Source organism: Orientia chuto str. Dubai (assembly GCF_000964595.1).
GTDB lineage: Bacteria > Pseudomonadota > Alphaproteobacteria > Rickettsiales > Rickettsiaceae > Orientia > Orientia mediorientalis.
The window spans coordinates 1-26,979 of record NZ_LANP01000016.1 but is presented as its reverse complement, the minus strand read 5'-3'; the positions used below and the strand labels follow the sequence as shown (position 1 = coordinate 26,979).

21 protein-coding genes, 3 tRNA genes and 3 pseudogenes are annotated in these 26,979 nt (G+C 28.4%); 10 read left to right on the top strand and 17 right to left on the bottom strand.

Translation table 11 applies throughout. The features are described from left to right. Window positions 1-572: 572 nt before the first annotated feature. From OCHUTO_RS07100 to OCHUTO_RS02960, 5 genes and pseudogenes are all read right to left on the bottom strand, one after another. Window positions 573-755: a hypothetical protein gene (locus OCHUTO_RS07100; protein WP_370664241.1), complete on the bottom strand. Its 183-nt coding sequence runs from the start codon at window positions 753-755 to the stop codon at window positions 573-575. Between the two features lie 402 nt (window positions 756-1,157). Beyond that, entirely contained in the window at window positions 1,158-1,643 is a 486-nt protein-coding gene (locus tag OCHUTO_RS02970; protein WP_045797347.1) for an RNA pyrophosphohydrolase, read from the bottom strand. Between the two features lie 302 nt (window positions 1,644-1,945). Beyond that, on the bottom strand, window positions 1,946-2,824 hold the full coding sequence (locus OCHUTO_RS02965) for an RMD1 family protein (protein WP_045797346.1): 879 nt from the start codon (window positions 2,822-2,824) through the stop codon (window positions 1,946-1,948). A gap of 373 nt (window positions 2,825-3,197) precedes the next feature. Then, window positions 3,198-3,325: pseudogene (locus OCHUTO_RS07095) on the bottom strand (transposase); the annotation flags it as partial. Between the two features lie 95 nt (window positions 3,326-3,420). Beyond that, window positions 3,421-3,951: a cytochrome c oxidase assembly protein gene (locus tag OCHUTO_RS02960; protein WP_045797345.1), complete on the bottom strand. Its 531-nt coding sequence runs from the start codon at window positions 3,949-3,951 to the stop codon at window positions 3,421-3,423. A 177-nt stretch (window positions 3,952-4,128) separates the two neighbouring features. Here OCHUTO_RS02960 and OCHUTO_RS02955 point away from each other — a divergent pair. Then, window positions 4,129-4,205: transfer RNA gene (locus tag OCHUTO_RS02955), tRNA-Ile, on the top strand. 1,189 nt (window positions 4,206-5,394) lie between these two features. Here OCHUTO_RS02955 and ubiB read toward each other — a convergent pair. Beyond that, window positions 5,395-6,783 (bottom strand): 2-polyprenylphenol 6-hydroxylase, encoded by a 1,389-nt coding sequence (ubiB, locus tag OCHUTO_RS02950; RefSeq protein WP_045797344.1) that lies wholly within the window; start codon window positions 6,781-6,783, stop codon window positions 5,395-5,397. Further along, window positions 6,780-7,552: pseudogene (ubiE, locus tag OCHUTO_RS02945) on the bottom strand (bifunctional demethylmenaquinone methyltransferase/2-methoxy-6-polyprenyl-1,4-benzoquinol methylase UbiE). The gene ubiB and the pseudogene ubiE overlap by 4 nt, the downstream one beginning before the upstream one ends. Window positions 7,553-7,617: 65 nt before the next feature. Here ubiE and mutM point away from each other — a divergent pair. Next, window positions 7,618-8,439 carry a bifunctional DNA-formamidopyrimidine glycosylase/DNA-(apurinic or apyrimidinic site) lyase gene (mutM, locus tag OCHUTO_RS02940; protein WP_045797343.1) on the top strand — a complete coding sequence of 274 codons (822 nt, stop codon included), beginning with the start codon at window positions 7,618-7,620 and terminating at the stop codon, window positions 8,437-8,439. A 201-nt stretch (window positions 8,440-8,640) separates the two neighbouring features. Here the strand turns inward: mutM and OCHUTO_RS02935 are convergent. Together OCHUTO_RS02935 and OCHUTO_RS02930 are read right to left on the bottom strand one after the other, a co-directional pair. Beyond that, window positions 8,641-8,717: transfer RNA gene (locus OCHUTO_RS02935), tRNA-Ile, on the bottom strand. A 44-nt stretch (window positions 8,718-8,761) separates the two neighbouring features. Beyond that, window positions 8,762-10,207, bottom strand: a complete 1,446-nt coding sequence (locus tag OCHUTO_RS02930; RefSeq protein WP_045797342.1) for an NADP-dependent isocitrate dehydrogenase — start codon at window positions 10,205-10,207, stop codon at window positions 8,762-8,764. Between the two features lie 99 nt (window positions 10,208-10,306). Between OCHUTO_RS02930 and hemC the strand changes: the two genes are divergently transcribed. Beyond that, complete coding sequence (gene hemC, locus OCHUTO_RS02925; protein WP_045797341.1) at window positions 10,307-11,257, top strand: hydroxymethylbilane synthase; 951 nt, start codon at window positions 10,307-10,309, stop codon at window positions 11,255-11,257. An 822-nt stretch (window positions 11,258-12,079) separates the two neighbouring features. Here the strand turns inward: hemC and OCHUTO_RS07090 are convergent. After that, window positions 12,080-12,142, bottom strand: a complete 63-nt coding sequence (locus OCHUTO_RS07090) for a hypothetical protein (RefSeq protein ID WP_156961287.1) — start codon at window positions 12,140-12,142, stop codon at window positions 12,080-12,082. A gap of 709 nt (window positions 12,143-12,851) precedes the next feature. After that, a complete protein-coding gene (locus tag OCHUTO_RS02915; RefSeq protein ID WP_045797339.1) occupies window positions 12,852-16,040 on the bottom strand; it encodes a hybrid sensor histidine kinase/response regulator in 3,189 nt (1,062 codons plus the stop codon). Window positions 16,041-17,525: 1,485 nt separating this feature from the next. Here OCHUTO_RS02915 and clpX point away from each other — a divergent pair. Further along, on the top strand, window positions 17,526-18,788 hold the full coding sequence (gene clpX / locus OCHUTO_RS02910) for an ATP-dependent Clp protease ATP-binding subunit ClpX (protein ID WP_045797348.1): 1,263 nt from the start codon (window positions 17,526-17,528) through the stop codon (window positions 18,786-18,788). Between the two features lie 39 nt (window positions 18,789-18,827). Here clpX and proS read toward each other — a convergent pair whose 3' ends face one another. The 5 genes from proS to OCHUTO_RS02885 form a co-directional block, all read right to left on the bottom strand. Beyond that, window positions 18,828-20,129, bottom strand: coding sequence for a proline--tRNA ligase (proS, locus tag OCHUTO_RS02905; RefSeq protein WP_045797338.1), 1,302 nt, complete (start codon window positions 20,127-20,129; stop codon window positions 18,828-18,830). Next, window positions 20,129-20,431 carry a hypothetical protein gene (locus OCHUTO_RS02900; protein WP_045797337.1) on the bottom strand — a complete coding sequence of 101 codons (303 nt, stop codon included), beginning with the start codon at window positions 20,429-20,431 and terminating at the stop codon, window positions 20,129-20,131. The genes proS and OCHUTO_RS02900 overlap by 1 nt, the downstream gene beginning before the upstream one ends. 13 nt (window positions 20,432-20,444) lie before the next feature. Beyond that, window positions 20,445-21,656, bottom strand: a complete 1,212-nt coding sequence (locus tag OCHUTO_RS02895) for a phosphoglycerate kinase (protein ID WP_045797336.1) — start codon at window positions 21,654-21,656, stop codon at window positions 20,445-20,447. Window positions 21,657-21,742: 86 nt separating this feature from the next. Then, on the bottom strand, window positions 21,743-22,771 hold the full coding sequence (locus tag OCHUTO_RS02890; RefSeq protein ID WP_232296962.1) for a type I glyceraldehyde-3-phosphate dehydrogenase: 1,029 nt from the start codon (window positions 22,769-22,771) through the stop codon (window positions 21,743-21,745). 148 nt (window positions 22,772-22,919) lie between these two features. Next, on the bottom strand, window positions 22,920-23,654 hold the full coding sequence (locus OCHUTO_RS02885) for a hypothetical protein (protein ID WP_045797334.1): 735 nt from the start codon (window positions 23,652-23,654) through the stop codon (window positions 22,920-22,922). 333 nt (window positions 23,655-23,987) lie between these two features. Between OCHUTO_RS02885 and OCHUTO_RS02880 the strand changes: the two genes are divergently transcribed. After that, window positions 23,988-24,063: transfer RNA gene (locus OCHUTO_RS02880), tRNA-Ala, on the top strand. Window positions 24,064-24,558: 495 nt separating this feature from the next. On the opposite strand, the pseudogene OCHUTO_RS06430 reads toward OCHUTO_RS02880, so the two are convergent. Beyond that, a pseudogene (locus OCHUTO_RS06430) lies at window positions 24,559-24,671 on the bottom strand (DNA adenine methylase); the annotation flags it as partial. Here OCHUTO_RS06430 and OCHUTO_RS06425 point away from each other — a divergent pair. From OCHUTO_RS06425 to OCHUTO_RS07230, 5 genes are all read left to right on the top strand, one after another. Next, complete coding sequence (locus OCHUTO_RS06425; RefSeq protein WP_232296961.1) at window positions 24,666-24,797, top strand: MobA/MobL family protein; 132 nt, start codon at window positions 24,666-24,668, stop codon at window positions 24,795-24,797. The pseudogene OCHUTO_RS06430 and the gene OCHUTO_RS06425 overlap by 6 nt on opposite strands. Window positions 24,798-25,801: 1,004 nt before the next feature. Beyond that, entirely contained in the window at window positions 25,802-25,972 is a 171-nt protein-coding gene (locus tag OCHUTO_RS05790; RefSeq protein WP_156961285.1) for a hypothetical protein, read from the top strand. After that, window positions 25,947-26,186, top strand: coding sequence for a hypothetical protein (locus tag OCHUTO_RS02875; RefSeq protein ID WP_045797333.1), 240 nt, complete (start codon window positions 25,947-25,949; stop codon window positions 26,184-26,186). The genes OCHUTO_RS05790 and OCHUTO_RS02875 overlap by 26 nt, the downstream gene beginning before the upstream one ends. A 165-nt stretch (window positions 26,187-26,351) precedes the next feature. Further along, window positions 26,352-26,450 carry a hypothetical protein gene (locus OCHUTO_RS07085; protein ID WP_156961286.1) on the top strand — a complete coding sequence of 33 codons (99 nt, stop codon included), beginning with the start codon at window positions 26,352-26,354 and terminating at the stop codon, window positions 26,448-26,450. A 79-nt stretch (window positions 26,451-26,529) separates the two neighbouring features. Then, on the top strand, window positions 26,530-26,637 hold the full coding sequence (locus OCHUTO_RS07230; RefSeq protein WP_306305441.1) for an AAA family ATPase: 108 nt from the start codon (window positions 26,530-26,532) through the stop codon (window positions 26,635-26,637). Window positions 26,638-26,979 lie beyond the last annotated feature (342 nt).

The window sequence follows — 26,979 nt, the reverse complement described above, 5'->3', positions numbered from 1 at the left end:
ATAGCTGGTATAAAGCAAGGAATTATATGGTAAAAGAATACCCCATAATATTTTAATGTGTTAGTATTCTGATAATCTATTAATCTTTCAAGCGCAAATATAGGATTAGTAGTTACAGTATTTGCTATAGATTCCAACTACCAAACATACTCCAAATAAGTATTGCTAAAGTCGGAATAAAAGCCCAAAAGCTAAAGCTTGAAAAATATCAGTAAATACTACAGCCTAATTCCTCCAAAAGCTGAATATATAATGACTACCATCTACTAATTAAAGTTGCATATAAACTATCTATCCTAAAAAGTGATTAAACATTGGAAAAAACTTTAACTGCATGCATGCTGTTGATCATTATAGAACAAATAGCTGTAACAATTTAACTGTTTCCATAAAGATCCCCCATTGCTTCTGCTACAGATAATTTGCCAAAAAATTCCTGCATTCTTGGAATTAGAACATAAGCATAAAAAGTAAACATATTATTTGTCCTAGAATGGAAAATAACGCAAGTATTCCAATTGAGTATATTTCATAAATCTAAAATTAAAGTTCCCCGCCAATCCAAGTAGCTATTAAGTTGCTGTAAGTGCAGTTGTGCTGAAATTTTTTCCACCAAGAGCATAGTCTTTTATAGATTTTACTCCCTTACCATACCATAACCCTATAGCTAAATTTGCTATCAAGAACAATCCTACTAAAATTAGGTCTATATTTAATGCTGGCATTTTAAACTCATTTTTTAACTGTGAACCCATAACTTAACCTAAGATCTGATTAAGATACTTAATATAATAAATTAGCAAATTATGGGTCTATCAATAGAATAACTTTATAGCTTTTTTTCATTAATTTCTTTAAATTTAACTATAAGCCGTATACTTTAAAGTAATTATCTATAATATAATTCTTGTCAAGACTGTACTTCTAGTAGAAAAAGGTTTTTATGGGCAATGTAAACCCTCAATTCCTTCTCATATTATAATTGATATATCTTTTCACATACTGTTTCTTATTTTAACCTGGCATTAATAATTTTTATGAAACTTTATTATAATTGTTAGCACAAATTCTAGTTGCATAAAGGCTAGGATTTTTATGAAAATGTTAAAATTTTACAATAAAATTTTTTAATAAACATCATTTCCTCTTTTTTATACTCATCTAAAAAACGCATTAAATTCCTTAATTACTGCCATATAAAGCTTTCTTTTAAATGGTAATGTATTATTTATCAATTGACAACTATGCATCCACTTCCATTGACTGAATTCTGGATACTTGGTATTTATGTTAATGTCTTCATTTTTTCCGAGGAATTTTATTAAGAACCACTTTTGCTTTTGTCCTTTGAATTTGCTATTCCATAACTTTGGCACAAGGAATTTTGGTATGTAATAGCTATACCAATTTTTACTTTCTGCAAGAATAATAGCTTTATTACAACCAATTTCCTCTTTCATTTCTCTCAATACAGCTTTACTATATGTTTCTCCTAAAATTACTCCACCTTGAGGCATTTGCCAGCATTGATGCAGTGAATCAATTCTTTTTCCAGTAAAAATTTCTTTATTATGATTAATAATTACCATACCGACCCCTATCCGATAGGGTAAGTTATTATAATTTCTTATTACATTATCCATAGCTTACATAAAACTTTAATTATTCTCTATCATTATAGAGATTTTATTTTTAAATTAATATATTCTCTTTCAGAGCGAGTTTGATTTTAAAAAGTAGAACATATTAAGTAACTAATCTTAGAGTAATAAGAGAATTTAGTTGGATTAGTCAGTATTAATGGCTAATAAAAGCGAAAAGATATGGAAATAGAATAATGAATTATGTTGCTTGATCCTTATTATCTCTCTCTTAACAGGGATATAAATCCATCTTAAGTAAAATCATATTATGCTACTTTCTTACAAGCAAATCGAGCTATCTATTAAGAGAATATTCTAGAAATAAAGTCATCATGTAATAGTGCTAATGCTACTTCTATTGCAATTAAGACAACAATAATCATTTCTAATCTGGTTGAATGTAAATAGTTTAGTTCATTTGATAAAATAGTGTATAGCTCATGAATCATATCTAAGCGATGATTCATAATATTTTGTCTTAATTGAATATCTTGAAACTCTACAGTCATAAGATATAATGGTTCATAGCGAGGTCGGCGCCAAAAAAATTGTGGAGTATCCAATATATCGCTATGTAAATTTATCGAATAACGTTCATTAAATAAAATACCTATTTGCTTTGATAGTTCTTTTTTAGATAGTGATACACAACCATTAGTAGCTAATTCCTTCTGTAAAGGTGATGTTTTTTCTAATAGTTTTATAACTGATAACTCTAATATTTTTAATTTTACAGATTGTGCTAAAGCATGTGAGATAGATAGTTTAATTAGTACTGACTGATCATGTAATATAATTTCATTCTCTTCTTCATCGATATAAGTTTTTTGAGCTTGATCATCATAACGGTAGTATATTAAGTCTGATACAAAATCTTGTTTTGATTCATTACAGCGTTCTATAAAATTTGGGTTATCTATAACTATTTTTTGATCAATTGCTGTGTTAATTTTATTAAGCTCATTTAATATACTGTTTTCACAGTTTTTATTTGCTCCCCAAATTACTACAGATCCAAATGTGAAATAGAAAACATCAGCTAAACTATTACTAGTAGTAAATTGCATCTGAACATATACAACATCATCGAAACGCTTAGGCTCCAATCCAGCATTTACTAGATTTTGTATAAGAGACTGAATATCATAGTTAGATGACTTACAATAAGAAGAGCATCGCATTAAAAAAATCTTATTATTTCAAATTTTGCTTTACAATTTATTGTGATATATTTTATAAAAAAGCAACAATAAATTATATCAAAAAAACTATGCATACATTTTTACCTTAAATAGGTAAACTGTAAGGTTGTTGTTACAATATACCTAGGTATATTGTAACGAGACTTTATGCTACATTAGTAATCTTCTCTGAAAAAGGTTAGCTCTAGGTATGATTTTATCTTATTGCTATTACCATTCTATAAATGTTTAAAATCTATGTTCAATAATATGACTTTAGTTATCTTTTGTAGAATCTATCATTAACCATTTAAAATCATGATAATTTATAAAATCGTTACTAATCTCTACTATAACTTATTTTATCACACTATTTACAGAATCTTCTATGCACATTCTGTCCAATTGCCATAATCTTGAGGCAAATCTTTCCATGGGACTCCTGTTCTAAATATCCACATTACTGTAATTTATAAATGTTCTATTATCTATCGCTACACCTCTTCAATACCCTTTCTGCTGAGATAAGTAACCCTATATACCAAGATTGTTTTTATGTCTTTTATGCTAAAACTATAATTATTGGTATAGTTTATTTATTGGTTTCTTATCTTAAAAAAAGTATATGATAAGGTAATAGTGTTAATATCATTCATATATGGGTCATCTTCTATAGCTGGATCAATATAAAATGATACTGGCATTAAAATTTCTTCTTGCTGTTTTAATAACTGCTCTTCGAAGCAAAAGCAAAAAACTTTGACAAAGTATTGGCCTGCTTTATTTGGAGTTACATTATAAACTGCAGTACCTACTATATCATGATTTGTTAGATTACGTGAATAATAAAATACTAAATTGTTTTCACCTGTGGTAACAGTAATACTTCTTTGTTTTGGAATAAATTGCCACTGTAAATTTTGTTCAACATTAGCATCAAAGTTTACAGTTATTTGTTTTTTTCCTCTTCTGTTAGTACCAGTCATTTTCTGTTGTACTGTTCCTCCAAATCCAGTAACTTTGCAAAATAAACTATAAATTGGTACTGAAGCAAAGCTTAACATTATCATACTGACTATCAGTGATATTAAGGTAAATATTATTTCTTTATTTTTCCCTTTCATTATTTATTATGTCATATATTAACATGAATATAATAATTTTAACATAAAATAGAAATTATTATACTTTTACAAAAATAATATTTGATTCTTGAAATCATTGGAATATATTACAGCTTAACTGTATTAGGATATTATAATAATATTTTAGCAATATCATATAATTGTTATAATAATCACAAGGGGTTTGTAGCTCAGCTGGTTAGAGCACACGCCTGATAAGCGTGAGGTCGGAAGTTCAAGTCTTCTCAAGCCCACCACCTTATGTTGTAAGTATCCTCAATTACACAGTTTTTTTTAACCTAAGCGTAAAGTAGAGTTTTTTTTATTAGTACATTTGTGCTGGAAAGAATACAGCAATAAAAAATCTTATAGCGGGCATTATGAAAATATCTGAATCAACTATTCTAGAAAAAAATATAATATAATAAAAAAATATCTGGATTAAGTAGATTAAAGCTAAGCTCATAATGTAACAAAAATAATTTTTAGAAAGATACATTAATTATATAGGCTAATATTGGCAGTTATTCAGCCTTTCATTGAGAAAAACTTGAAAAAAAACTATAGATTTTAATAGCATTAAAGTGCATACAATTAGTGGAACTAATATAAAATTATATAAAGAATTCGCTAATTCTTTAATCTCAGTTAGATTAGGAAAAATTAGGTACAGAAGTTAGAGAGGTAAATTATGAATAAAAATGGTTTACAAAGTATCAGAGATATTTTATCGAAGATTAAAAAAATTTCCAAAGAGAAAATTTTATGACAAAAGATATAACAGCTTTATACTGTTTTATAGATCATTTTATTAAAAATAGTAATCAAATAGATTTATAATTTATATTTTTCTAATTATTTTATAGAAAAAGACTCTATAAATATCTTGAATAAGATCAGAGACTTCTAAAGTTCTCTACCTAATCTACCTTCTAATAAAAAAACTGAGGTTGAAAGATCTTAACATAAGTTATACTGATAATCTCCTAAAATTAATTGTGATGAGTTTTAAAGAAATTAGCGATAACAGTTAAGATAAATACAAGATTTATTTTTATATAATAATGCCAGGTATTATAAATCAAAAAAGTAAGAGTAAAAATTACCAAGATAGAAATTTTTTTGCCACTATATAGCCTAATTTTAAATCTAATTGAGTGATTATATGAAATTATGCATTATATATTGTTACAAACAATAAATTTATGCAATTCTTTACTGGAGTTTTTTTTGGAACATTTTTTCAAATCTTTAAGCTACAAAAGTATAGTTTATAAAAATGCGATAAATAAAAAGTACCACTAATTTTTTTTCAAGATAAAAACCATGTCCTACATAAAGAAGCAAAAAAGTTGATTTTTTATTAACTTGCAACTTTAATATGAAACCTATTATTAAGACATATAATTAATGTTTCAAATAGCTATTTACATGGATAACATTAAATTAATAATCAACTAATTTTTTTAAAACAGAAGATAATAATCGAAATAATCTTGCTTCAATACTAATATTTTTTACTGCCCACTTTTTCATCCATGGTTTCATTAATTCCCATATATTAATTTCAGGATTTAGATCTCTACTTATTCCTTCAACTACTATCATAGTTTTTTGTAATAGTAATAGCTGTGGTTGAGTTTCCATACCAAAAGTCTCTGTTATCATAAATAATTGCGCAAGCAATTTTCCTAACGATAAATTTTGCAATGATAATCCAATGATAGGCTCTGCTATAGATCTACAATACTGGGAGAATAAGTCTAAGTTGGTGTTTTGTGGTATATAGCCAGCTTGAAGATGAATTTGTGCTACTTTCTTATAATCTCGTTCTAGAAAAGCATATAAAATCTCAGCAACTGCAATCCTATCTTTTTCAGATAACCTACCTATTATACCAAAATCTACTAATCCTATTTTTCCATCTGGCAATACTAAAATATTTCCATGATGTAAATCAGCATGAAAAAAACCATCTCTATAGGCTTGATTAAAAAACATTAAAATAATTTTTTCTGATAAAGATCTTAACGATATACTCTGATCCATTATTAATTGCTGTTTGCGAATAGATACTCCATTAATCCATTCAACAGTTAAAACTTTTTCAGTTGTAAACTCCCAATAAACCTTTGGTATATAAATATAGTGATCTGATTTTAAATTGTCTAACATCTCAGAATATGATGCTGCTTCAATTCTCATATCTAACTCATTAATCATAGAGTTTCTCAATATATCTATTACCTCTAATAACTTTAACCTTTTGATTTTAGGCAAGAACTTTAATAACAGTTTTGCAATAAAATTTAACGTTTCTATATTCTCAAAATATTCAGCTTGTACATTAGGCCTTAGGACCTTTACTGCAACATCTTCTCCAGTAATTAGTTGAGCTTTATACACTTGAGCAATCGATGCTGCAACAACTACATTAGTTGGAAAAAAAGAAAATATCTGATCTATTTCTTTTTTTAAACATGATGCAATAATTTTTTTTGCTTTTTCAGTTGAAAACGGAGGTAAATTATCCTGTAGTATCCTTAATGAATTAGCCATTTTATTTCCAATTAAATCAGGCCTAGTAGATAATGTTTGTCCCAACTTAATATATGCGGGGCCAAGCTCTTTTAAGCAATCTGTTAATCTAGCATTATATTGCTGATCATTTCTATGCAGCAAGCTTATTGGATAAAAAAGAAAGTTAATTATTTTTATGATAGTTTTGAATTGTAAAGGCAAATTAGTACAATCAATATTTTGCAATATTCTGTATTTACTAACTTTTGCTAAAACTACTGCTAGTGCTATTACATTCTTAATGAAGCTAATCATAATTTGAAAGCTGAGTGTATTGCAACAATACCAAAAGTTAAATTGCAAAACTTAACATTATAAAATCCTACGTTACTAATCATTTGACTAAAATTTTGTTGATTAGGAAACACTCTAATACTTTCTGCTAAGTACTGATAAGCTTGCGAATTATTTGTGATAATTTTGCCTATTAAAGGTATCAATTTAAAGGAATATAGATCGTATAATTACTTATATATGCGTTTTCTACTTTAGAAAATTCTAAACATAAAAACTGTCCTCCTGGCTTTAAAACTCTATAAGCTTCCTGCAATGCAGCAGTAATATCAGTAACATTACGAATTCCAAAAGCAATTGAAAAGTTATCAAAGCTATTATCTGAAAAAGGTAATTTTTCAGCATTACAATTAATGTAATGTATATTTTCTAGTAAGTTATTATCTACAGCTTTTTCTCGACATCGTTGTAACATGCTATAATTTATATCACAAATAGTGACATTAGGAGCAACATGATATTGCTTTGCTTTGCGATAAAATGTTAAAGCTATGTCGCCAGTTCCAGAAGCAACATCAATTAAAGAGCCATTAAAATCTAAAAATCTATTGCAAAACTTTTGCTTCCAAAAATGATGAATACCTAAACTAAGGATATTATTCATTAAGTCATAGCGGTGAGCAACAGAATCAAAAACATCTGCAACTAATTTTTTCTTTTCGCTCTTATTAACAAATTGAAACCCAAAAGTAGTTCTATTATCATTATTCTGATTATAATCCTGAGTCATTGAATTATTTTCTAACTGAGATCAAGTATATAATAACTAAACAGCATAAAAATTAAACTAAAAATATGCCAGAGTTGCCGGAAGTTGAAATAATAAAAAATTATCTACTTAACACGATAATTAATAAAAAAATAATAAAAACACACAAAACTCGCCCCAATTTGAGGTATTTAATACCTACAAACTTAGAGGAAGTTACTCGAGAACAGCAAATAATCAATGTTAGACGTAGAGCAAAGTTTTTACTTATAGATCTTAGTAACAATTATAGTATACTCATTCATCTTGGAATGAGTGGTAAAATATTATTACAAAATACTAATATTAAAATAGCTAAGCACGACCATATCATCATTAGTTTAAATAATCAAAAATACCTAATTTTTAATGATTCAAGGCGGTTTGGTATGATTGATTTAGTAAAAAGTAATCAATTAGAAAGTTATTTGTGGCTAGCAAATATAGGTCCTGAACCACTGTTATCGGAATTTAATAATCAATATTTGTATACAATACTTAAAAATAAAAAATCATCAATCAAAAATGCCATTATGAATAGTAGTGTTGTTGCAGGAATTGGTAATATATACGCAAATGAGTGCCTATTTTGTGCTAAAATTAATCCATATAGAGCATGTAATTCTTTATCCCATTATCAAATTAGCAATTTAGTAAATTCCATTAAAGAAATCTTACCTCAAGCAATTAAACTAGGTGGCTCTTCTTTTCAGAGTTTTGTTAACGCATTAGGACAAAAAGGTAACTTTCAAAATAAATTTTTAGTCTATAACCGTACAAAACAACCTTGTGTAGTTTGTAGTAATGAAATCAGCAAAAGAAAACAGTCTGGTCGTTCAACATTCATGTGCACAGTATGTCAGGTATAAAATACAATTTATTTTCCTATCAAGTGTATAGTATGAAAATAGCCTGCAATGGCAGTTTGAATGAATATTTTAAATGTTAGTGAGATACTGTTAAATTGTTAGAACCAATAGTAACTAAGTATAGCAAGGTAATAGCATTGCATTTATTTACTGCCTGCACATGTCAAAACTTAAATACAAGTGTAATGTGGAAAAGTACCATGGTAGGCCTAACAGGACTTGAACCTGTGACAACCTCGTTATGAGCGAGGGGCTCTAACCAACTGAGCTATAGGCCTATATACTTAATTAATATATTTAATAATATATGCAAGTCAAGTTTTTACTTAGCTACGCTAAATCCTGCAGTACTATTAAATAAATACAAGTTTTCTGCCTTAATGAATTCTAATTTATTATCTTTTGAATTATTAATTGTAGCTACTAAATCATTGAGTAGATTTAAAATATTTTGTGTTGTGAGTTTTGTTTTAGTATTTGTATCAATATCTGTTTGAATCATAAACCTGCAACACCAATGATCACTAAACATCTCTTTAACATTACTGTTAGGCCATAATTTTAACCCTTTTGCTAAAATAGCTACCAGGTGCATACTATGTAAACTACTTAAACTAGAGATTTTTTCTGTTAATTGCTTGGTAATTTGGCGATAATCTACTATATCATGACTATCAAAAAATATATCTACTCCTAGTAACTTCTTTTGTTGTATAGATTTAATAGCAGTTTTGAAATTATTGTGATCAACATTAAAACTGTGATATTTTGCTACCTTTAGTTTTTCAGGTATATGCCTTAAATTTTGAACTATAGCTTGAACAAATTCTTTAGTTCCAACTTTTTTACTAGACACATTTGGGTTATAAATATCTGCAGTATGAATACCATCTTCAATAGTTTTTTTTAAGGCATTTTCTATTTTAGAAGCATACTTAGTTAAACCAAGATGAACTAACATCATTATTGTAGCATTAAGCAATCCGGAAGGATTGGCAATATCTTGACCAGATATACTAGGAGCTGATCCATGCATAGCTTCAAATACGGCATAATCCTTACCAATATCTGCTGAGCTAGCTATACATTTTGAAACTTTCTCAACCGCAATATCAGATATAATATCATCATATAAGTTTGATATAATTATATCAAACTTATTAAGAGAACCAGTTAAATTACTAATATAATCTACTTTAATATCATGGTATTGACTTGCTATTTCATTGAATATACTATGAAATATTTTATCTGTAAACTTTATAGCATTATTAAAACAACTAATTTTTTTTCTATTATATTTTAGGGCATATTCAAAAGCAAAACGAATGATTTTTTCGCTGTTGCTGCGACTAATTAATTCAATGGATTCATATGTATCAGCTGTATGCTGATACTCAATATCTGCATATAATTTATTTTCTCGAATTATTACTACGTCTGCAGTATTAACAAGATATGAAACGTATGACTTAACATTTGCATATAGCTCTAAGTTTTTTTTTAATGTAATATTTAGGCTTTTATATTCTAGTCCTTGAGGAATAGTAACTGGTCCTTTCAGCAATGCTTTTGTACGAAATATTTGAGACCAAGCATCTTCACTAATACCATAAGTATAGCATTTTTTATATAAACTTTCTCCAATCTCTATTGTTTCAAGTCTTATAGGTACTGCAGCTTCTTTTAAAACATAAATTACTGCTTCCATAATTTCTGGTCCAATACCATCACCATATGCAATTGTAACTGGAACAATATCTCTCATGTTTTATAAGGTTATATATTTGTATATTTAGTTCAGTATATGCGCTAAATATATAAAGAAAAGCTATTTTTTTATACTAATTTATAGTAATTTGAGTTTATGATTATTAAAGTAGGTAGTAGAGCAAGTAGGTTAGCATTGCTGCAAGCACAAACAGTAGTGCAAAAAATTAAGGATTTACTTGGTTTGAATGCTATAATAATTCCTATTAGAACTACTGGTGATTTAATTCAGAATAAGAATCTATATGACATAGGAGGGAAGGGACTCTTTTTAAAAGAAATAGAATATGCTTTATTGAATAATACTATTGACATTGCTGTTCATTCTTTAAAAGATGTACCAGCTTATTTACCTGATGAATTGGAAATTGCTGCTGTATTAGAAAGAGGAGATACAGGTGATATGCTTGTATCTAAAATAGCAAAAAAAATTACTGATCTACCTTTAGGGGCTGTAGTTGGTACTTCTTCTATACGAAGACGAATACAGCTATTAATGATTCGTCCTGATCTTAACATTGTATTACTCAGAGGTAATGTTGATACAAGATGGAATAAAATCGCTAACAATGAAGTGGATGCAACAGTTTTAGCTGTTGCTGGGTTAAAGAAATTGAATTATGATACTAGTCCTTGGTGTAGTATTATTCCTCAAAGTGAGTTATTGCCAGCAATTGGGCAAGGAACAGTTGCAATTGAAATTAGAAAGGATAATAAATCAATGATTGAGTTATGTTCTAAAATTAATCATCAATTAACATGGCAATTAGTACAAGTTGAAAGGAGTTACCTAAAAACTTTAAATGCTGATTGTACTGTTCCAATAGGTGGACTTGCAAAGTGTATTGGTAATAATCGTTTTGAGGCAAAATTTATGCTTGGCGATTATGACATGCGATATTTTTTTTATTCAGAAGTTAGTGGAAAGTTACAACATGGATATAATATTGGAGTTGAAGTAGCAAAAAACTTTCAAAAAAGACTTTTTATCAAACTCCATAAATCCATCTTAAATTCTGTAACAAAACCTAAGATGGATTATTTATAAAACTTTATCATTTACATGAGTTCGCTAGCGACTTGTATACTGCCAAGTGTTTTATTGGTATATGCTAAAACAAGATCTTTATTAGTAAAATAGTCTAATATATTCTCTACTATTGGATTAGGTATTTATAGTTCAGTAATATTTAATTCATTATTGATTTTGCAAGTTGTCAGTGTACTGTTTGCTAGTTTGGTTCAAATAACAACCTAAACACAGTATTGATTGCTAGTTGGTTGTATGTGTTTCTTGAACTTTATCATTGTACTTTTGTAAATGTTCTAGAATCTTATTTATTGCTCTTTTAGCACTTGTATCAGCTAGTTTATTTATTTTTTGAGTTTTTTATTCTTTAAAATTATTTTTTCAAAATCAGAATCATAATATAACCGCTTATAGGTGTTGTAAATTAATGATTCAGTAAAGTATTTTTTTTAATATTTATCAGTAAAGTTCTTTTCTCAAAGAGTTTTTCATAATAAAATCCGCAAAAAATGCACCTAAATAGGTATTACTATTATTCTTAAAGGTAATATTGGCTTTTTTATCTAGCAGAAATTTTAAATTTTCTAGTGCATTAGGTTTAGCTAAGAAGTATGAAAACTTTCATCATATTTACGCGCAGTGTATATCTATATTTGGGCTATGGCTCAATTTGAAAGCATCTTGCTTATTACATAATATAGACATATGGAGAGAAGTATTACAATCGCTGTTTTTTGCATTAATAAGATCAAGATTTTTATCTAAGAAAAGCTTTGCAACTTCTATCTTATTAACAATAGTGCAGCCTCTAAAACACTCTGATCAGTATTACTTACTGAGTCAATTAGCACCATGATCTAATAGAAGTTTTACAATCTCAAAGTTATTAGCAGCATAATGCAAACTGTTATATCTACTCTAAATTATTTTTTACAATTCAAATAAGTTATTTTAATAATATATAAGAAACAATTTCAATTAAAGCTAGAAATTATTTAGAGTGTATTTGCCATCACAATCTCTGCTTTGGATTAGAAAAGGAATTAGGTATGGAACTTAGAAAGGTGTAACATTGTGGATCAAAAAAATAGCTTAATAAATGGTTTATAAAGGATAAGAGATTTCTATGAAAGATTAAAACAATTCTCAAATAAAGAAGCTCATGAAAAAATATATAACACCTCTGTACTATTTTATAGATGATTTTATTAAAAGTAGTAATCAGTGGATTAATAATTTATACTTATCTATCAATACTAAGAAACCAACTAAAACATCAGAGATAAGTTATTCATATATTTTGACAATCATATCTAATCAAAAATTTTTAAGTATATAGTATCTTTATCTTACTTCTAAATACCATACCTAAACCATTCTAATTTAAAACTCGGGTAAAATTTACAATAATTCATTGCATATCTTGCTTTTAGCAGCAGCAATTATAAAGACTACTAGAAGAAAAATTAGTCAAATTACTTGTGTTGAAGTAAAATAATAAAAAAAAATTAGAACACACTAAACACGCTCTTGTTAATTTTTTGTTCATGATAATACTTTTTTATAAGTTATTTTATCTAAAAAATAAGTTTATATCTGTTATTTTTTTACATTATCTTATAACATCAGCAATAGTACTAAACAATGTAGTTTGAGAATAAGGTTTAGTAATAAATGCAGTAGCTCCTAGGCTAAGTAAGTATTGCTTTGACTGATCATCATTTAAATAGCCTGATTGAATAATAACAGAAATGTTATGTTGTTTTAAAATTGGTTGTATCTCTTTTAATACTATATCAGCGTTTTTATCTGGTAAAGAAATATCAAGTAAAATAACTTGATAAAGCGTTGGATTATTCTTAACTAAATTAATAGCTTCGTTACCATTGTTTGCAGTAGTAATTTGATAATTTGTTATATGGGTAAATAAGCGAATCGAATTTAGGGTGATTAGATCATCATCTACAATAAGAATTGATATTTCTTTATTGATTATTGGTGCACTAATTTTGTTTTCTTTTATACTGCTATATTTTTTAGGATATTTACACAGTGGCAAAGAAAAACAAAATTTACTGCCACCATGATCTTGATTTTCAGCCCAGATACGGCCATTATGCTTAGTTATTAATTCCTTACATAAATTTAAACCAATACCTGTACTGTCTACTCTAAATCTATCAGATCCACATTGCTCAAAAGGTTGAAATATAGTATTAAGCTTGTCCTTAGGAATACCATCTCCGTTATCTTCAACTGACACATAAATGTTTTGATTATCTTGATAAACTTTAATTAAAATAAGTCCTGGTTTGGAATACTTTATTGCATTACTTATTAAATTAAACATTACTTCTGTAATACGACAACTATCACAATAGACCATCTCAGATACTTGTTGTGGGTAGTTGATATTAATACTATGCTGTTTACTAATTTGCAAGATATTAAAATCAAATACTATTTCTTCTAATAATATTTTAAGATTACATTCCTGAATGTTAAATATCATTTTGTTAGCTTGGATTTTTGATAAATTTAGTAAATTATTAATATAATTACATAATCGTTCAACTCTCTTTATTACTCCTAACCATTGCTCATTATCATAATATTCATTGCAGTATTTTGTCATTATTGAATCAATACCAGCTTTAATGCCCTGCAGCGGAGCTCTAACTTCATGGCTTATATGATTTAACATCTCATTTTTCTTGCTAAGTCGAATATTCATGTTTTTTATTTTATTTTCAGCTTTATTTCTCATTTTTTGCTCAAAAATGTATTCGTCTTGCTTCATTTTTATAAACATAAATAACACACTGCTAACCATAAGTACAGCAGGGATAACACCAGAATCTACAGGAGGTATTAAACTAATTTGTGGTTCAAATATGTTTAGAATTTCCATTGCTAGTACAATTCCAATAATAATCATAATTACAGCAACTTTCCATCTAACCAAGATACCGACTACAATTAAATTTACCAAGAAACAAAGTAATAATATTTTATGAAATTTACTAATAATTAGTAGAGCGGTATTAGTTAAAATTAATGCAAAAAATATAAATATGAGCCAAATCAATCCTAAATATTTATTACTGTCTGGTGTTGATGATAAAAATTGATAAATAGTAAATATAGTTGTAAATCCAAATGAAAATAGTAATAAGATATTAATCATTTGGGAATTTTCTGATGAATTTGAGCTAATACTTAAAATTGACATTATTGACAGCGATAAAATTGCAAATGCTGATGTATAGAAACAATAATGTTGATGTTTTAACATATTTGAAGTGTATGTTAATATTCTATTCCATATAGAAGGTAATGCTTGAATGTAGTTAATAATATTGTTTTTACTACATAATATATATGGGGTTGAAACTATTTTATAGTTTTCCCATCTTCCTGGTTCTTTAAGTCCATAATGTGTTATCATCATTGCCGTGAAATTAATAATAATAGCTAACACTATATGGTAGAGTTCAGTAACTGATTCATTATACCAGTCTAGTACTAATAGAGATATACTTCCCGAGATCATACCAGTCAGTATTACTCTGCTAGTACTTCTAAAACCTAGAATAGTAACTAACAGTGGTGCACCTATAATTGGACTGTAAAAGTGTTCTCCCAGAATACCTATATTCCACAATTCTTTGCAAATGAAAGATATTAATGATGAAGCTATAGTACATAATATAATCAATATTCTAACTATTCTTAACTCATGTTTTGAGGAGTAATGTTTAAATATTCCTAATGGCTTACATAAGTCATTGAGACAAGTAACAGCAGCTATACTAGTATGTGAGATAGCAGTTGAGATTGTTATAACTGCTATAACAGTTATCATTAAGTTTGTTAATTCAATGTCTGAACAACATTTTATTATTTCTATTAATATGTTGCTATGGTCAGTATGTTTAATATCTATAGGTAATAATGTTATTGAAAAAATGATCAATAATAAAGTAGCTGCAAATACTACAATTGCTAATGCATTAAACGAATTAACGACCTGCCAAGAATTAGTTACTATTAAATACTTGTAAAACATCAATGGTCTAATAACTGGTAAAGCATTTAAGGCTAGCAGCCACCAATACTCTATAATTGGTTGATTAGTATAATTAACTGAGCTCTTAATATTAAAGATTTGGTTAGTAGTAAAAATAGTAACTATTGTACTTAAGTCGGTAACGTCATTTAAGAGAATAAATAAGGCTGCATATAGTAAAATTATAGTAAAGCAATGAAACATGTTAGTAAACATTATTGCTTTAACACCTACACAGGCTAGATACATAATTATTGTAATAGCAATAATAAATAAGATATTATAATCTATATACTGAATGAGATTGTATAATAACCTCATTTCCATTGCACTGATAGCTAGAGAGAAAATGATAGACCCTATAGCAGTAATAATTTTAATGTGATTACCATATATACTGCCCATAACATCAGCTACTGATAATTTTCCTAAAAATTTTTGTATGCTTGGCGCTAATATCCAGCTTTGAATTATAAAACTAACAGCAGTTATTAACATTGATAGTTTTAGTATTCCTGGCTGAAATGTATATAATGAAGCATAATATAAAGTACTACCACTAAAGTAAGTAGCTATAATACCAGTTGTAATAGCTACTGTAGCAAATTTTCTTCTGCCTAATGCATATTCTTGAATGCTCTTAGTGCTACCTCTATAGTAAATACTGATAATAATATTAAGTGCTAAAAATAAAGTTACTATAAAGGTAGCTGCATTAATATTTAAAAACATTTTAATGAAAACTATTGTACAAAATAAATGATCAGATTATATGATATAGATGCAATTAAAAGTTACACTAGATCAAAACTACAAACGAGATTTTTAATTTACTAGGAATTAATAAAAACCTAAAAAGTAATATGGTTTAGTATAATTTAAAATATGTATATCACTAAAAATTATATTTAGATTATAATGAATATGCTTAGACTCTGCAAAGAGTATTCTGCTTATCAATTTCAAGTTAAACCAGATAGGAATAGGTATAGAAGCACTTTTTTCTAAGAAACTGTTGTGATAGTTTTTCATCACATAGCTCAAGACCCTGTAACACTAATATTTTAGAATAGGCCATAACTATGGGTAAAAATCTTTGTAAAGTTATAGCTGTATTTTATTTATCTATATTACTTTTACGACTTTGATGATTTTTAATAATAGTTATTATATTTGCACTAGGTGCAGGTATGCCAAGATCTCTTGCTTATATGTTATTGCATTAATAACTCTTATTTTCTTTGCTGTCTGTGGTCTAGATTAAAATGGCTTAGAATAGTATTTAGAAGTAATAGAAGATCAACTAAACTAGTTTATAAAGAAGTATCAGATAAAAAGATATAACATCTCTGTTCTATTTTGTAGATAATTTTGTCAAAGTTATCAATAGATGGATTAATAATTCATATTTATCTGTTATCAACACTATAAGAAACCAACTAGAGCTCAGAGATTAAACTATTTACAGTTACAGATTTTACAATCATATCTAATCCAAAACCACTTAGGTAACCAGGAAAAGTATATATATACAAGTTTCAAGTGTTCTGAGAGGTTGTTTTTTAGAGTGTTTAACCCATGCAAATTAAATAAACACATTTTAATAATTTGTGTAATAATCATACAGAACAAAATATATTTAATACGTCTTATAATAACCTGAGTTTAATAAAGAAATATTACATCGCAAATTTTAAATTAGAAATTTAATGTTCAATTTAACAACTGCAATTTAGAATTGATAAACTCTAGATCTAAATCTTAAATTGAGGAGTTCTTTAAGCAAATTAAATATTACAAAATTATTATAAAAAGTTTACTATAAAAAAAGTCATAATATTAGGTCAATAATTTAACTAAATATGAAAATTGATAGAGAACTTATTATAAGTTGATTATTTTTTATAAAACATGGAGGAATTTAGTATGCCAGTAGTATTTTTAAAATTTACAATAGAGAGTTAAGAAAAATTAACTTTACTATACTTCTTTTTACAGTCTATAGTTTTTTAGTAAAAACATGCTAAGTGTTTTTATAATATGTTATACTTTATTATTGTAGATTCATATATTCTCATATGTAAAGCAATATATAAAGAAGTTAGTAGAGTTGTTAAGCTATTTTATCATATAAAGTTGTGAATTATTTCTTAGGTGCTTGAAAATTTTGATTTAATTATATACTATATTGAAAATAGTAATTATCTAAATATAATTATGGCTAAAGAAAACAACAGTAAAATATTATCCTGTTCGTTTTGTTCTAAAAATCAAAATGAGGTAAAAAAATTAATAGCTGGCTTCTCAGGCTATATTTGTGATGAGTGCATTGAGCTATGTATTAATTTAATTGAAGAAGAGAGAAGGATTAATTTATCTACATCCAAGCATTCAAAATTGCCACCTAAAAAAATATATGAAGCTATTAATGATCATGTTGTAGGACAGCAACGAGCTGCAAAAGTTCTAGCAGTAGCTGTATATATTCAGTGTATGAGATTTGAGCATAGAGAACTAGCTGATCTTGCAACAAAATCTAATGTTTTACTTATTGGGCCTACTGGTTGTGGTAAAACTTTAATAGCCCAAACTTTAGCAAAAATAATTGATGTACCATTTGCAATGGCTGATGCTACTTCATTAACTGAGGCTGGATATGTAGGAGAAGATGTTGAAAATATTATTTTAAGGCTACTGCAGGCGGCAGATTTTAATGTTGAACGAGCACAAAAAGGTATAATATATATTGATGAAATAGATAAAATTGCCCGCAAGTCAGAAAATCCTTCAATTACAAGAGATGTATCTGGAGAAGGTGTACAGCAAGCTTTATTAAAAATTATGGAAGGAACTGTTGCGTTAGTTCCTCCCCATGGGGGGCGAAAGCATCCTCAGCAAGACTTTATTCAAGTAGATACTACTAATATTTTATTTATATGCGGTGGGGCTTTTACTGGTATTGAAAAAATTATTGAAGCTAGGACTTCCCAGAGTACCATAGGTTTTGAGGCGACAGTAAGGTCAAAACATGACCAAGATTATAATCAAATTTTGAACAATCTTGAAGCAGATGATCTAACGAAATTTGGATTAATTCCAGAATTTTTAGGTAGGTTGCCTGTAATTGCTACACTATCTGATTTAAATCAAGACTCTTTAGTAGATATATTAATAAAACCTAAAAATGCATTAGTAAAACAATATCAAAAACTTTTTGAGCTTAATGGAGCAGAACTAATTTTTGAAAAAGAAGCACTAGTAGCAGTTGCTCAGAAAGCCTTAGCTAAAAAGACTGGTGCTAGAGGATTACGAGCAATATTAGAAGATGTATTATTAGATACAATGTTTGAACTAAGTAATCTGAAGAATATGCAAGTAACTATTACAGCTAATGTTATTAATAATAATATAGCGCCTATCATGAAACTTAAACCGCAAAATCAGCCACAAAAGCCAACGAAAAAAAAAGTTATAGCTTAAACAAATAAAGCTACTATATGCTTTGTTAATGTAATGGTGTTATTGTTTTAATATTTCAGTTAATTGATTAATTAAAACATCAATGCTGAGTTGCTGAATTTGGCAGTTATGGCGATATTTTAATTCTATTATTGCAGTTTCAGTAAAGTTTTTGCCAATAATAATTTGGTATGGAATACCTATCAAATCATGAGTGGCTAATTTATAGCCAGCAGAATTTGAAGTATCATCTAATAATGATTCTATGTTTTGTTGAATTAAGATTTGATATAGCTGATTTGCTACTTTTGCACATTTATCATTATTTGGTAATAAATTAATAATGGAAACATTAAAGGGGGCAATATTTTGTGGCCATACTATACCATATTGATCATGATTAGCCTCAATGATTGCTCCTATTAATCTAGAGATTCCAATACCATATGAGCCCATTTCAACAGCTTTAAGTTTTCCATTTTGGATTTGAATACAGGCATTCATTAACTCACTATATTTAGTTCCAAAATAAAATATATGTCCAACTTCTATTCCTGATACAATAGATATTTTATCTGCTAAAATATGATTTTGATTAATTCTATGCTTGTCTTCAGCAACTATATATAATTGTTCTAATCTATCTAAAGATAAATCTTGATTATAGTCAAAAGGGTCAAATTTAGTACTATCATAATATATTTTATTATCTCCTGTGGCAGTAATGATATGAAACTCATGGCTTAATTTGCCTCCAATAGCTCCATTATCAGCTTGAACTGGAATAACATTGAGGCCTAAATCCTTAAAAATTTTTAAATAGGTAAGATACATTAAATTGTAACTTTGTATAGCTGAAGCTTGATCTATATCAAAAGAGTAAGCATCTTTCATTAAAAATTCTCTACTTCGCAGTGTGCCAAATCTTGGTCTAATTTCATCTCTAAATTTCCACTGAATATGATAAAAATTCTTTGGTAAGTCTTTATAAGATTGAATATAGCTTCTAAAAATATCTGTAATTAATTCTTCATTCGTAGGTCCAAATATGAGATCATTGTCATGCCTATCTTTGATTTTAAGCATTTCTTTTCCATAAGCATCATATCGAAATGATTCTTTCCATAAGCTAGCAGGTTGAATACACGGCATTAGTAACTCGATACATTGTGCTGCGTCCATATTTTTTCTGATAATACCTTGAATTTTGTGTAAAACTTTAATTCCTAGCGGTAGCCAGTTATAAATTCCTGTACATGCTTGCTTAAGCATGCCCGCTCTTAACATTAGTTTGTGAGATATGATTTCAGCTCCAGCTGGATCTTCTTTAAGCAGTGGTAAAAAATACTGTGATAAGCGCATTAGCTTGACTCTCTATATAGTTTCAACAATTTTTTAGCAGATTTAGAAGATCCTGTATAAATGATTTCTGATTTTTTATAATTTAATTTTAGTAATGTAAACAATGCTGGTATGTCATCTTCAATGTTGACTACTGCTTTTGATATATTATTAAATTTGCTTTTTAATGCTTTAAACAAGTAATCAATGGAACGAGCTCCCAAGTATTTAATACTACCTGGGGGATTAGTAATAATAACAGGAACACTAATATTACTTAGTTCTTTTTCAGCATCATCAAAATTATAAACTATAACTATCATAATTACTATAATATTACATGTATTTTGCTATAGCTAATTCTTGTTTCAGAGCCTCAATACCTGGTAGTTTTTTTCCTTGTAACCACTCAAGAAAGGCCCCGCCTCCAGTTGAAATATATGTAAAGTAATCTATTCCTCCAGACTTTCTTATAGCTGATATAGTATCTCCACCACCAGCAACACTGCAAAGGTTGCCGGTTTTGGTTTCTTGGGTTATTGCTTTGCTTAAGTAGGTGGAGCCATAATCAAAAGGAGTTTGTTCAAATGCTCCAACTGGCCCATTCCACACTATAGTTTTGGATATTTTTATTATGTTAATTATTTGAGCAATAGTTTTAGGACCAATATCCATAATTTTAGCATTAGATGGTATTGCTACAGTTGAATTTAAGTCTATTGTAGCTATACTATTATTATTTTGTACTATTACATCAAAGGGAAGTATTATTTTACAATTTGTTGAAGTTGTCTTTTTAAAAATTACTGAAGCTATATTTGCTAGTGCTGGTTCATATAATGAAGCTCCAATATTAAAATTCCTAATAGCTAGAAACATATTAGCCATAGCACCAGCGATAATTAGATAATCTACTCTAGCAATTAGACTCTTCAATAAATCTAGTTTTGTTGATATTTTCGCTCCACCTATAATTGCAGTAAATGGTTTACTGACCTTGCTAAGGGTTGAAGACAAATTTTTTAGCTCATTTAATAATGAAAATCCAGCTGCTGAAGGTAATTTTGTAGGCAAGCCACAAATAGATGCATGTTTTCTATGAGAACATGCAAAAGCATCGTTTACATATACATCTCCTAAACTGCTAAGTTGATTAGCAAAATCAGTATCGTTTAGCTCTTCTCCGGAATTAAATCTTAAATTTTCAAGCAATAAAATCTCACCTGCTTGCATCTTCATTATAGCGTTTTTAGCTGTTGTTCCAATTGATTCTGGACAAAATTTAACTTTAATATTTAACAATGCTTCAAGTTCAGAAACAATTGATTTTAATGATAATCTTAATTCTATTTTTTTCGGACGGCCAAAATGGGAAATAATTACAACCTTTGCATTATGTGAAACCAAATATTTTATTGTTGGTATAATACGAATTATACGTGTATTGTCAGTTATTTTACCATATTCTTGAGGTAAGTTAAGATCTAGCCGTAGTAAAACTACTTTATCTTTTACTGTAAGATCTGAAAGTTGTTTTAACTGTACCATAAATATTTTTATGCTTGCATTAGTTACATATATTAGTTAAGCAAAATAAGTATCGATATTGTGATTCAATTATCTTAATTGAATTATTATCTTGTTTCTTGGCAACATATTATTTTAACTATATCGATTATACGATGTACAAATCCCCATTCATTATCATACCATGCTATTACTCTACCAAGATTTTTGCCAACTACTTTTGTTTCATAATGATCAAATATAGCACTAAATTTTGAATGATTAAAATCTATTGAAACTAGTGGGGCTGGAGTTACACTAAGAATATTTCTCATAGGCAATGATTTAGATGATTCTTCAATCTCATTATTGATAGACTGAACGGTAATAGTTTTATGACTATAAAAAGTAAAATCAATTAATGATACATTAGATGTTGGGACTCTAACTGCAGAGCCATCTAAACAATTAGCTAATTCCGGTATTACTGCTTTTAAAGATGTAGAAACACCTGTTTTAGTAGGTATTATTGACATAGAGCATGATCTTGCTCGTCTAAAATCTTTGTGACTATTATCTAAAATATTTTGATCATTAGTATAAGCGTGAATAGTGGTAATATGACCACATTCAATTTTAAATTTATCATTTAAAATTTTAATAACTGGAGCTGCAGCATTAGTTGTACAGGACCCAGCTGATATAATTTTGTGATTTAAATTAAGTAAATGATCATTAACTCCAACTACAATTGTTGTATCTGCTACTTTACATGGAGCTGAGACAATTACTCTTTTTGCTCCAGCTCTTAAATGAGACACTATAGCATCACTATTATTAAACTTGCCAGAACATTCTATTACTATATCAATAGCTTCATCATTCCATGGGATATCTTCTGGATTATCTTGCTTAAAAAGTTTTATTTTACACATATTATTAAATATGCAATTATTATTGTATTGAAATTTGTTTGTTAATTCCCCATGAGTTGAATCATAATTTATAAGGTGAGCAATAATATCTGATTTAGCAAGACTATTTGCAGCTACTAATTTAAAGTTGCTGTCTTGCAAAGCAGATATTGCTCTAACTACTAATCTTCCAATGCGTCCAAGACCATTAACAGCAATTCTCATAAAATATTTTATAAGCACAAAATAATAATTATATAATATAATTATTATGAATGCTGATCAAGAAAACACAGTAATTTATGTAGAATTTATACCCAAAAAAGAAATATAGTACATATTTATCAAACTTTAAAAGAGCTTTATTAAGAAAATTGCAATAATTACTTTTTTACTCTACTATATATACGCTATTATTTTCTGTAGTGTATTTGCCAATACACTCATAAATATTTTCTATGCCTGGGTTAGGGTTATTATCTTCCTGTATATCAATCTGGTCATCATGCACTGTAATTGGTGCTTTTTCTTCCATACTTGTGTACTGCTTATATATATAATATCCTAAACCTGCAACTGATGCTATACCTAATACAGATACTGCTGCTACTTTAGCAATAGAAAAAGAACTATCATCATCAGACTTTGACTCAACTAGAAAGTTAATGGGGCTAGAGCTATTATTAATACTTTCCTGCAAATATTCCTTTAAATTATTTAAAGCATCTTTGTTCAGCATGCAATCCATGATACAATAATCAACACCGTTATGCCAGTTATAATGTTCACAATCGAAAATATCATCTTTTGACATTGATATTGCCTTGCTTGTACATTCAGAAAGATTATTAGAGTTGTTATCTCTTTTTATAACTTGAATCATATTTTGAGGCGCACTCAAACTAATATAATTATTATATTTTATATCTTGTTCATCTTCTTTACAGGAAAACAGCACTTCATGAAAAATGCGTTTCGCTGAAGACTGTATTAATCTCATTATAGTAACTTTATAACTAGAACTAGACCCAAACCTATCAGTTAAATGCTGAATACAGGCAATTGCGTGCACGATAGTTTTATTTGTTAATGATACTGCATCAGCTGCAGTTGCATGCCAATTCATTATAATCACCTTTTTATTAATTTATTATAATAAAACTGTAGCACAATTTGTTAACTGCTGCAACTAATTATGTGGCAAGCTATGATTTTAACTCTTGATACAGTATTCTGATACTGATTTTGAGGTATGCTTAAGCAAGCTTAATTGCATAACTTTTTCTTTCAATAAAATAAAAATGATAGGTAATTATTTGTAGAGATCATCTTCTTAGACAAAAAAAATCAATGTTTCATTGAGCATATTAACCTGTTAAAATGAGTGATTTTAGTTGTAAAAATATTTAAGGTTAGTATATTACCAATACTGAAGGTTTAGATTTATCCTTTACAAAATGGGGCTATAGCTCAGTTGGTAGAGCTTTTGAATGGCATTCAAAAGGTCAGCGGTTCGAGTCCGCTTAGCTCCACCATATTTTTTTTACGTTCTTTGGAATTTAAGATTATTTATGTAAAAAAAACAGACAGAATAAGCTAACATGAAATATTACTACTATTTACGCTTATACTAATTACGCTTATACTAAATGATCAGAACATTTTGAATAACAGTTACAAAGATTTTTAGATGAGCAAGATCATGTTTGTAGGTGCTAATGGTACTGGAGATGATACTAATAGGTGTTGGTTACAGCAATGATCTTCATAAATAGATTTAAGGTTTAGATTGCTATATGAAGACGTTAACGGAGCAAATTCATTCAAGGAAATTATTATATAATATATTTGATGGGAAAAAGGATCAATTTTTATTATAGGTGGAGTAATATCAGATCTTAAGTTTAAAGGTAGGAGAGTTTGGAGCTGGTTTAACAATAAGTTAAAGATCGAATGTATTTCGATATTGAATGTAGCACAGTTGTTCCTAATATACCGCTTCATATACACTCAAGTTTACGTGTTCATATTTAATGGATATAATTAGTAATGATAAGTTCATTAACATGTTACGTTGTTCATTGATAGAGTATGTAACTCCAACAGGAGTGATGTCAAAGTCTTTATATAGATCTCTGTGGAACGTACTGAAACAAGAAGAAATAGCAAGTTGTTAAAGGATATTGTAATAGCATTACCAGATGATAAAGAATTGAATTTAGACGATAGAATAGAGATTATACACCGAATAGTTAAGAAAATGGAATAGGTGTGAAATATGAACTTGGAATGCAAATAGATATTCCCTCATAAAGGAGATAAACATGCACATATATTAGTTACTACTACTAGAAGATTAAAGAGAATGGTGAAGAATTAGGTGCTAAGGCAGTAAACTCAAATCCTCAGTTTAGAACGGTTAAAGGTAAACATTATATTATTCCAGAATCAAAAATGATTCATGAAAAGGTAAAGGAAATAACAAACGAATATTTTGCTGAATTAGGATTGAACAACAGAGTAGACCATATAAGTACAATACCAGCATGTTGGTCCTGTTAGAATAAGAAGTTTTATTAATGACATAGCCAAATGAGTTACGAAAAGAGGAGCATCTTAAGATTATTAGCGATGCTGATGAAGTACTAAATCATATAATGAAGTATTAATCTGTTTTTACTAAACAGGATGTTGAAAGAGCTGTTAAAGATATGATAGCTAAAAGACAAAAAAAAGTTATATCATGAAAACGGCCAAAATAGTGCATAATATACAACTAAAGAGGTTAAAGAAGAAGAAGAAGCAAGGATAAGTTGCTAATAAAATCAATAATCAGATTCATTACAATGATATTTATCACCTTAAAAATGATATAGAAAGCCTCACAAATATTAGCGAAGAGCAAGAGTTAAGGCGTGTTTTACTTAGTAATTTTGGAATTAAAGTACTAAGAGCTGGAACAGGAGAATCGCATGTTTTAGCAGAAGTATATAAGATTGCTACAAATCGTGGATAGAAAGTTATAGGGTTAGCTCCTATACATAAAGCAGTATCAGAACTTGAAGGTTATGAAGAACGTTATACTGTTAAAGGAGTTCTATTTCAAAAAAGAGCTATTAAAGATAGTTTAATAGTAGTAGATGAAGCTGAAATGCTAATAAGAATATAACGAAACTAGTATAAAACAGTTATAATAATAAGATGCAATGAAATTAGTATGACGATAGATTTTAGAAAAAAGGCTATAAGGGAAATAGAGAAAATGAGCTTTGAATGAGTATCAAAAGGTTTTGGAGAAAAGTATTTGTATGGAGTAAGATTGCCGTTAAAGAACGAGCTCCAACAAAAATTTCTATTGATAAAGTGTCACAATATAGTGACGCATACCAATATGAAAGAGCTGAGCGGCTAGGAGTAAGTGAATCTGGATACAAAAAGCATTAAAGAGATTGAACATATAAAAAAAACTTTACAACATCCGAAGGCAAAAGAAGAAGAGAGATTAGAATTTCAGGATAAGATAAAAAGGTATAAAGGAAAGGTTATTGTCTATAAGAGCGGTTTTATTGCTAGTGCTCTTAGAACTGACGGATATGAAGGCATGAGATGTTACAGAATGCATGATTGGCATCCTTCAAAAAGAGTTATAGGCACATAATAAATCGCTGCTAACCGTATCAATTTTTTACTGTAATATTATTTAACGGTTGGGTAAAACATGATTTAATACCGAAATTACCTAATAATTATTCTGTAGTTGTGATGGACAATGCAAGTTTTCATAAAAGCCCGTATTTAAAAACTATGCTAGAAAAAGGAGGGCATAGAGTATTTACCCCCTTATTCTCCTGATTTAAATTCTATTAAAAAAAAATGGTTTCAAGCTAAATCTAGAAGAATGAAATATCATTGTGACGTATAGACACTCTGTTCGAAAAGTATATAACATCACTGTTTTATAGTGGTTTAGCTATAACGATTATTTAGAGCTGTTAAAGGTAGTGAAAGAAAATAATTGCCAAATAATTCTTGCAGGAGATGAAAAACAATTAACTTCAGTGGAAAGAGGAGGAATGTTTGAAGTATTGGCAAATAAATTTTGCTCTTAATGTATTAACAGATATTAAGAGCCAAAGCAAAAGCAAAGAAGTAGCTCGAAACTTTGCTGATGACAAATATTAAAAGCAGTTTACTACTGTTGAAGCAACATGAAGGTGTCAAGATAGATTGTACTTTTGAAGACTCTATGAGTAGGTTAATTAAGGACTGGAGTCAGAGTAAGTTTTAGCCACATGAGCGCTTGATATTACAGTATGCAAAGATGTAGACGTCCTTAATTTGAGTGCAAGAGCCTTATTAAGGCAAATGGTACTCTGAAAGGTTTAGAATATTACCGTGCTGGTAAATCTTATATGGCTGGAGATAAAATCGTATTTCAAATATTTAAAGAA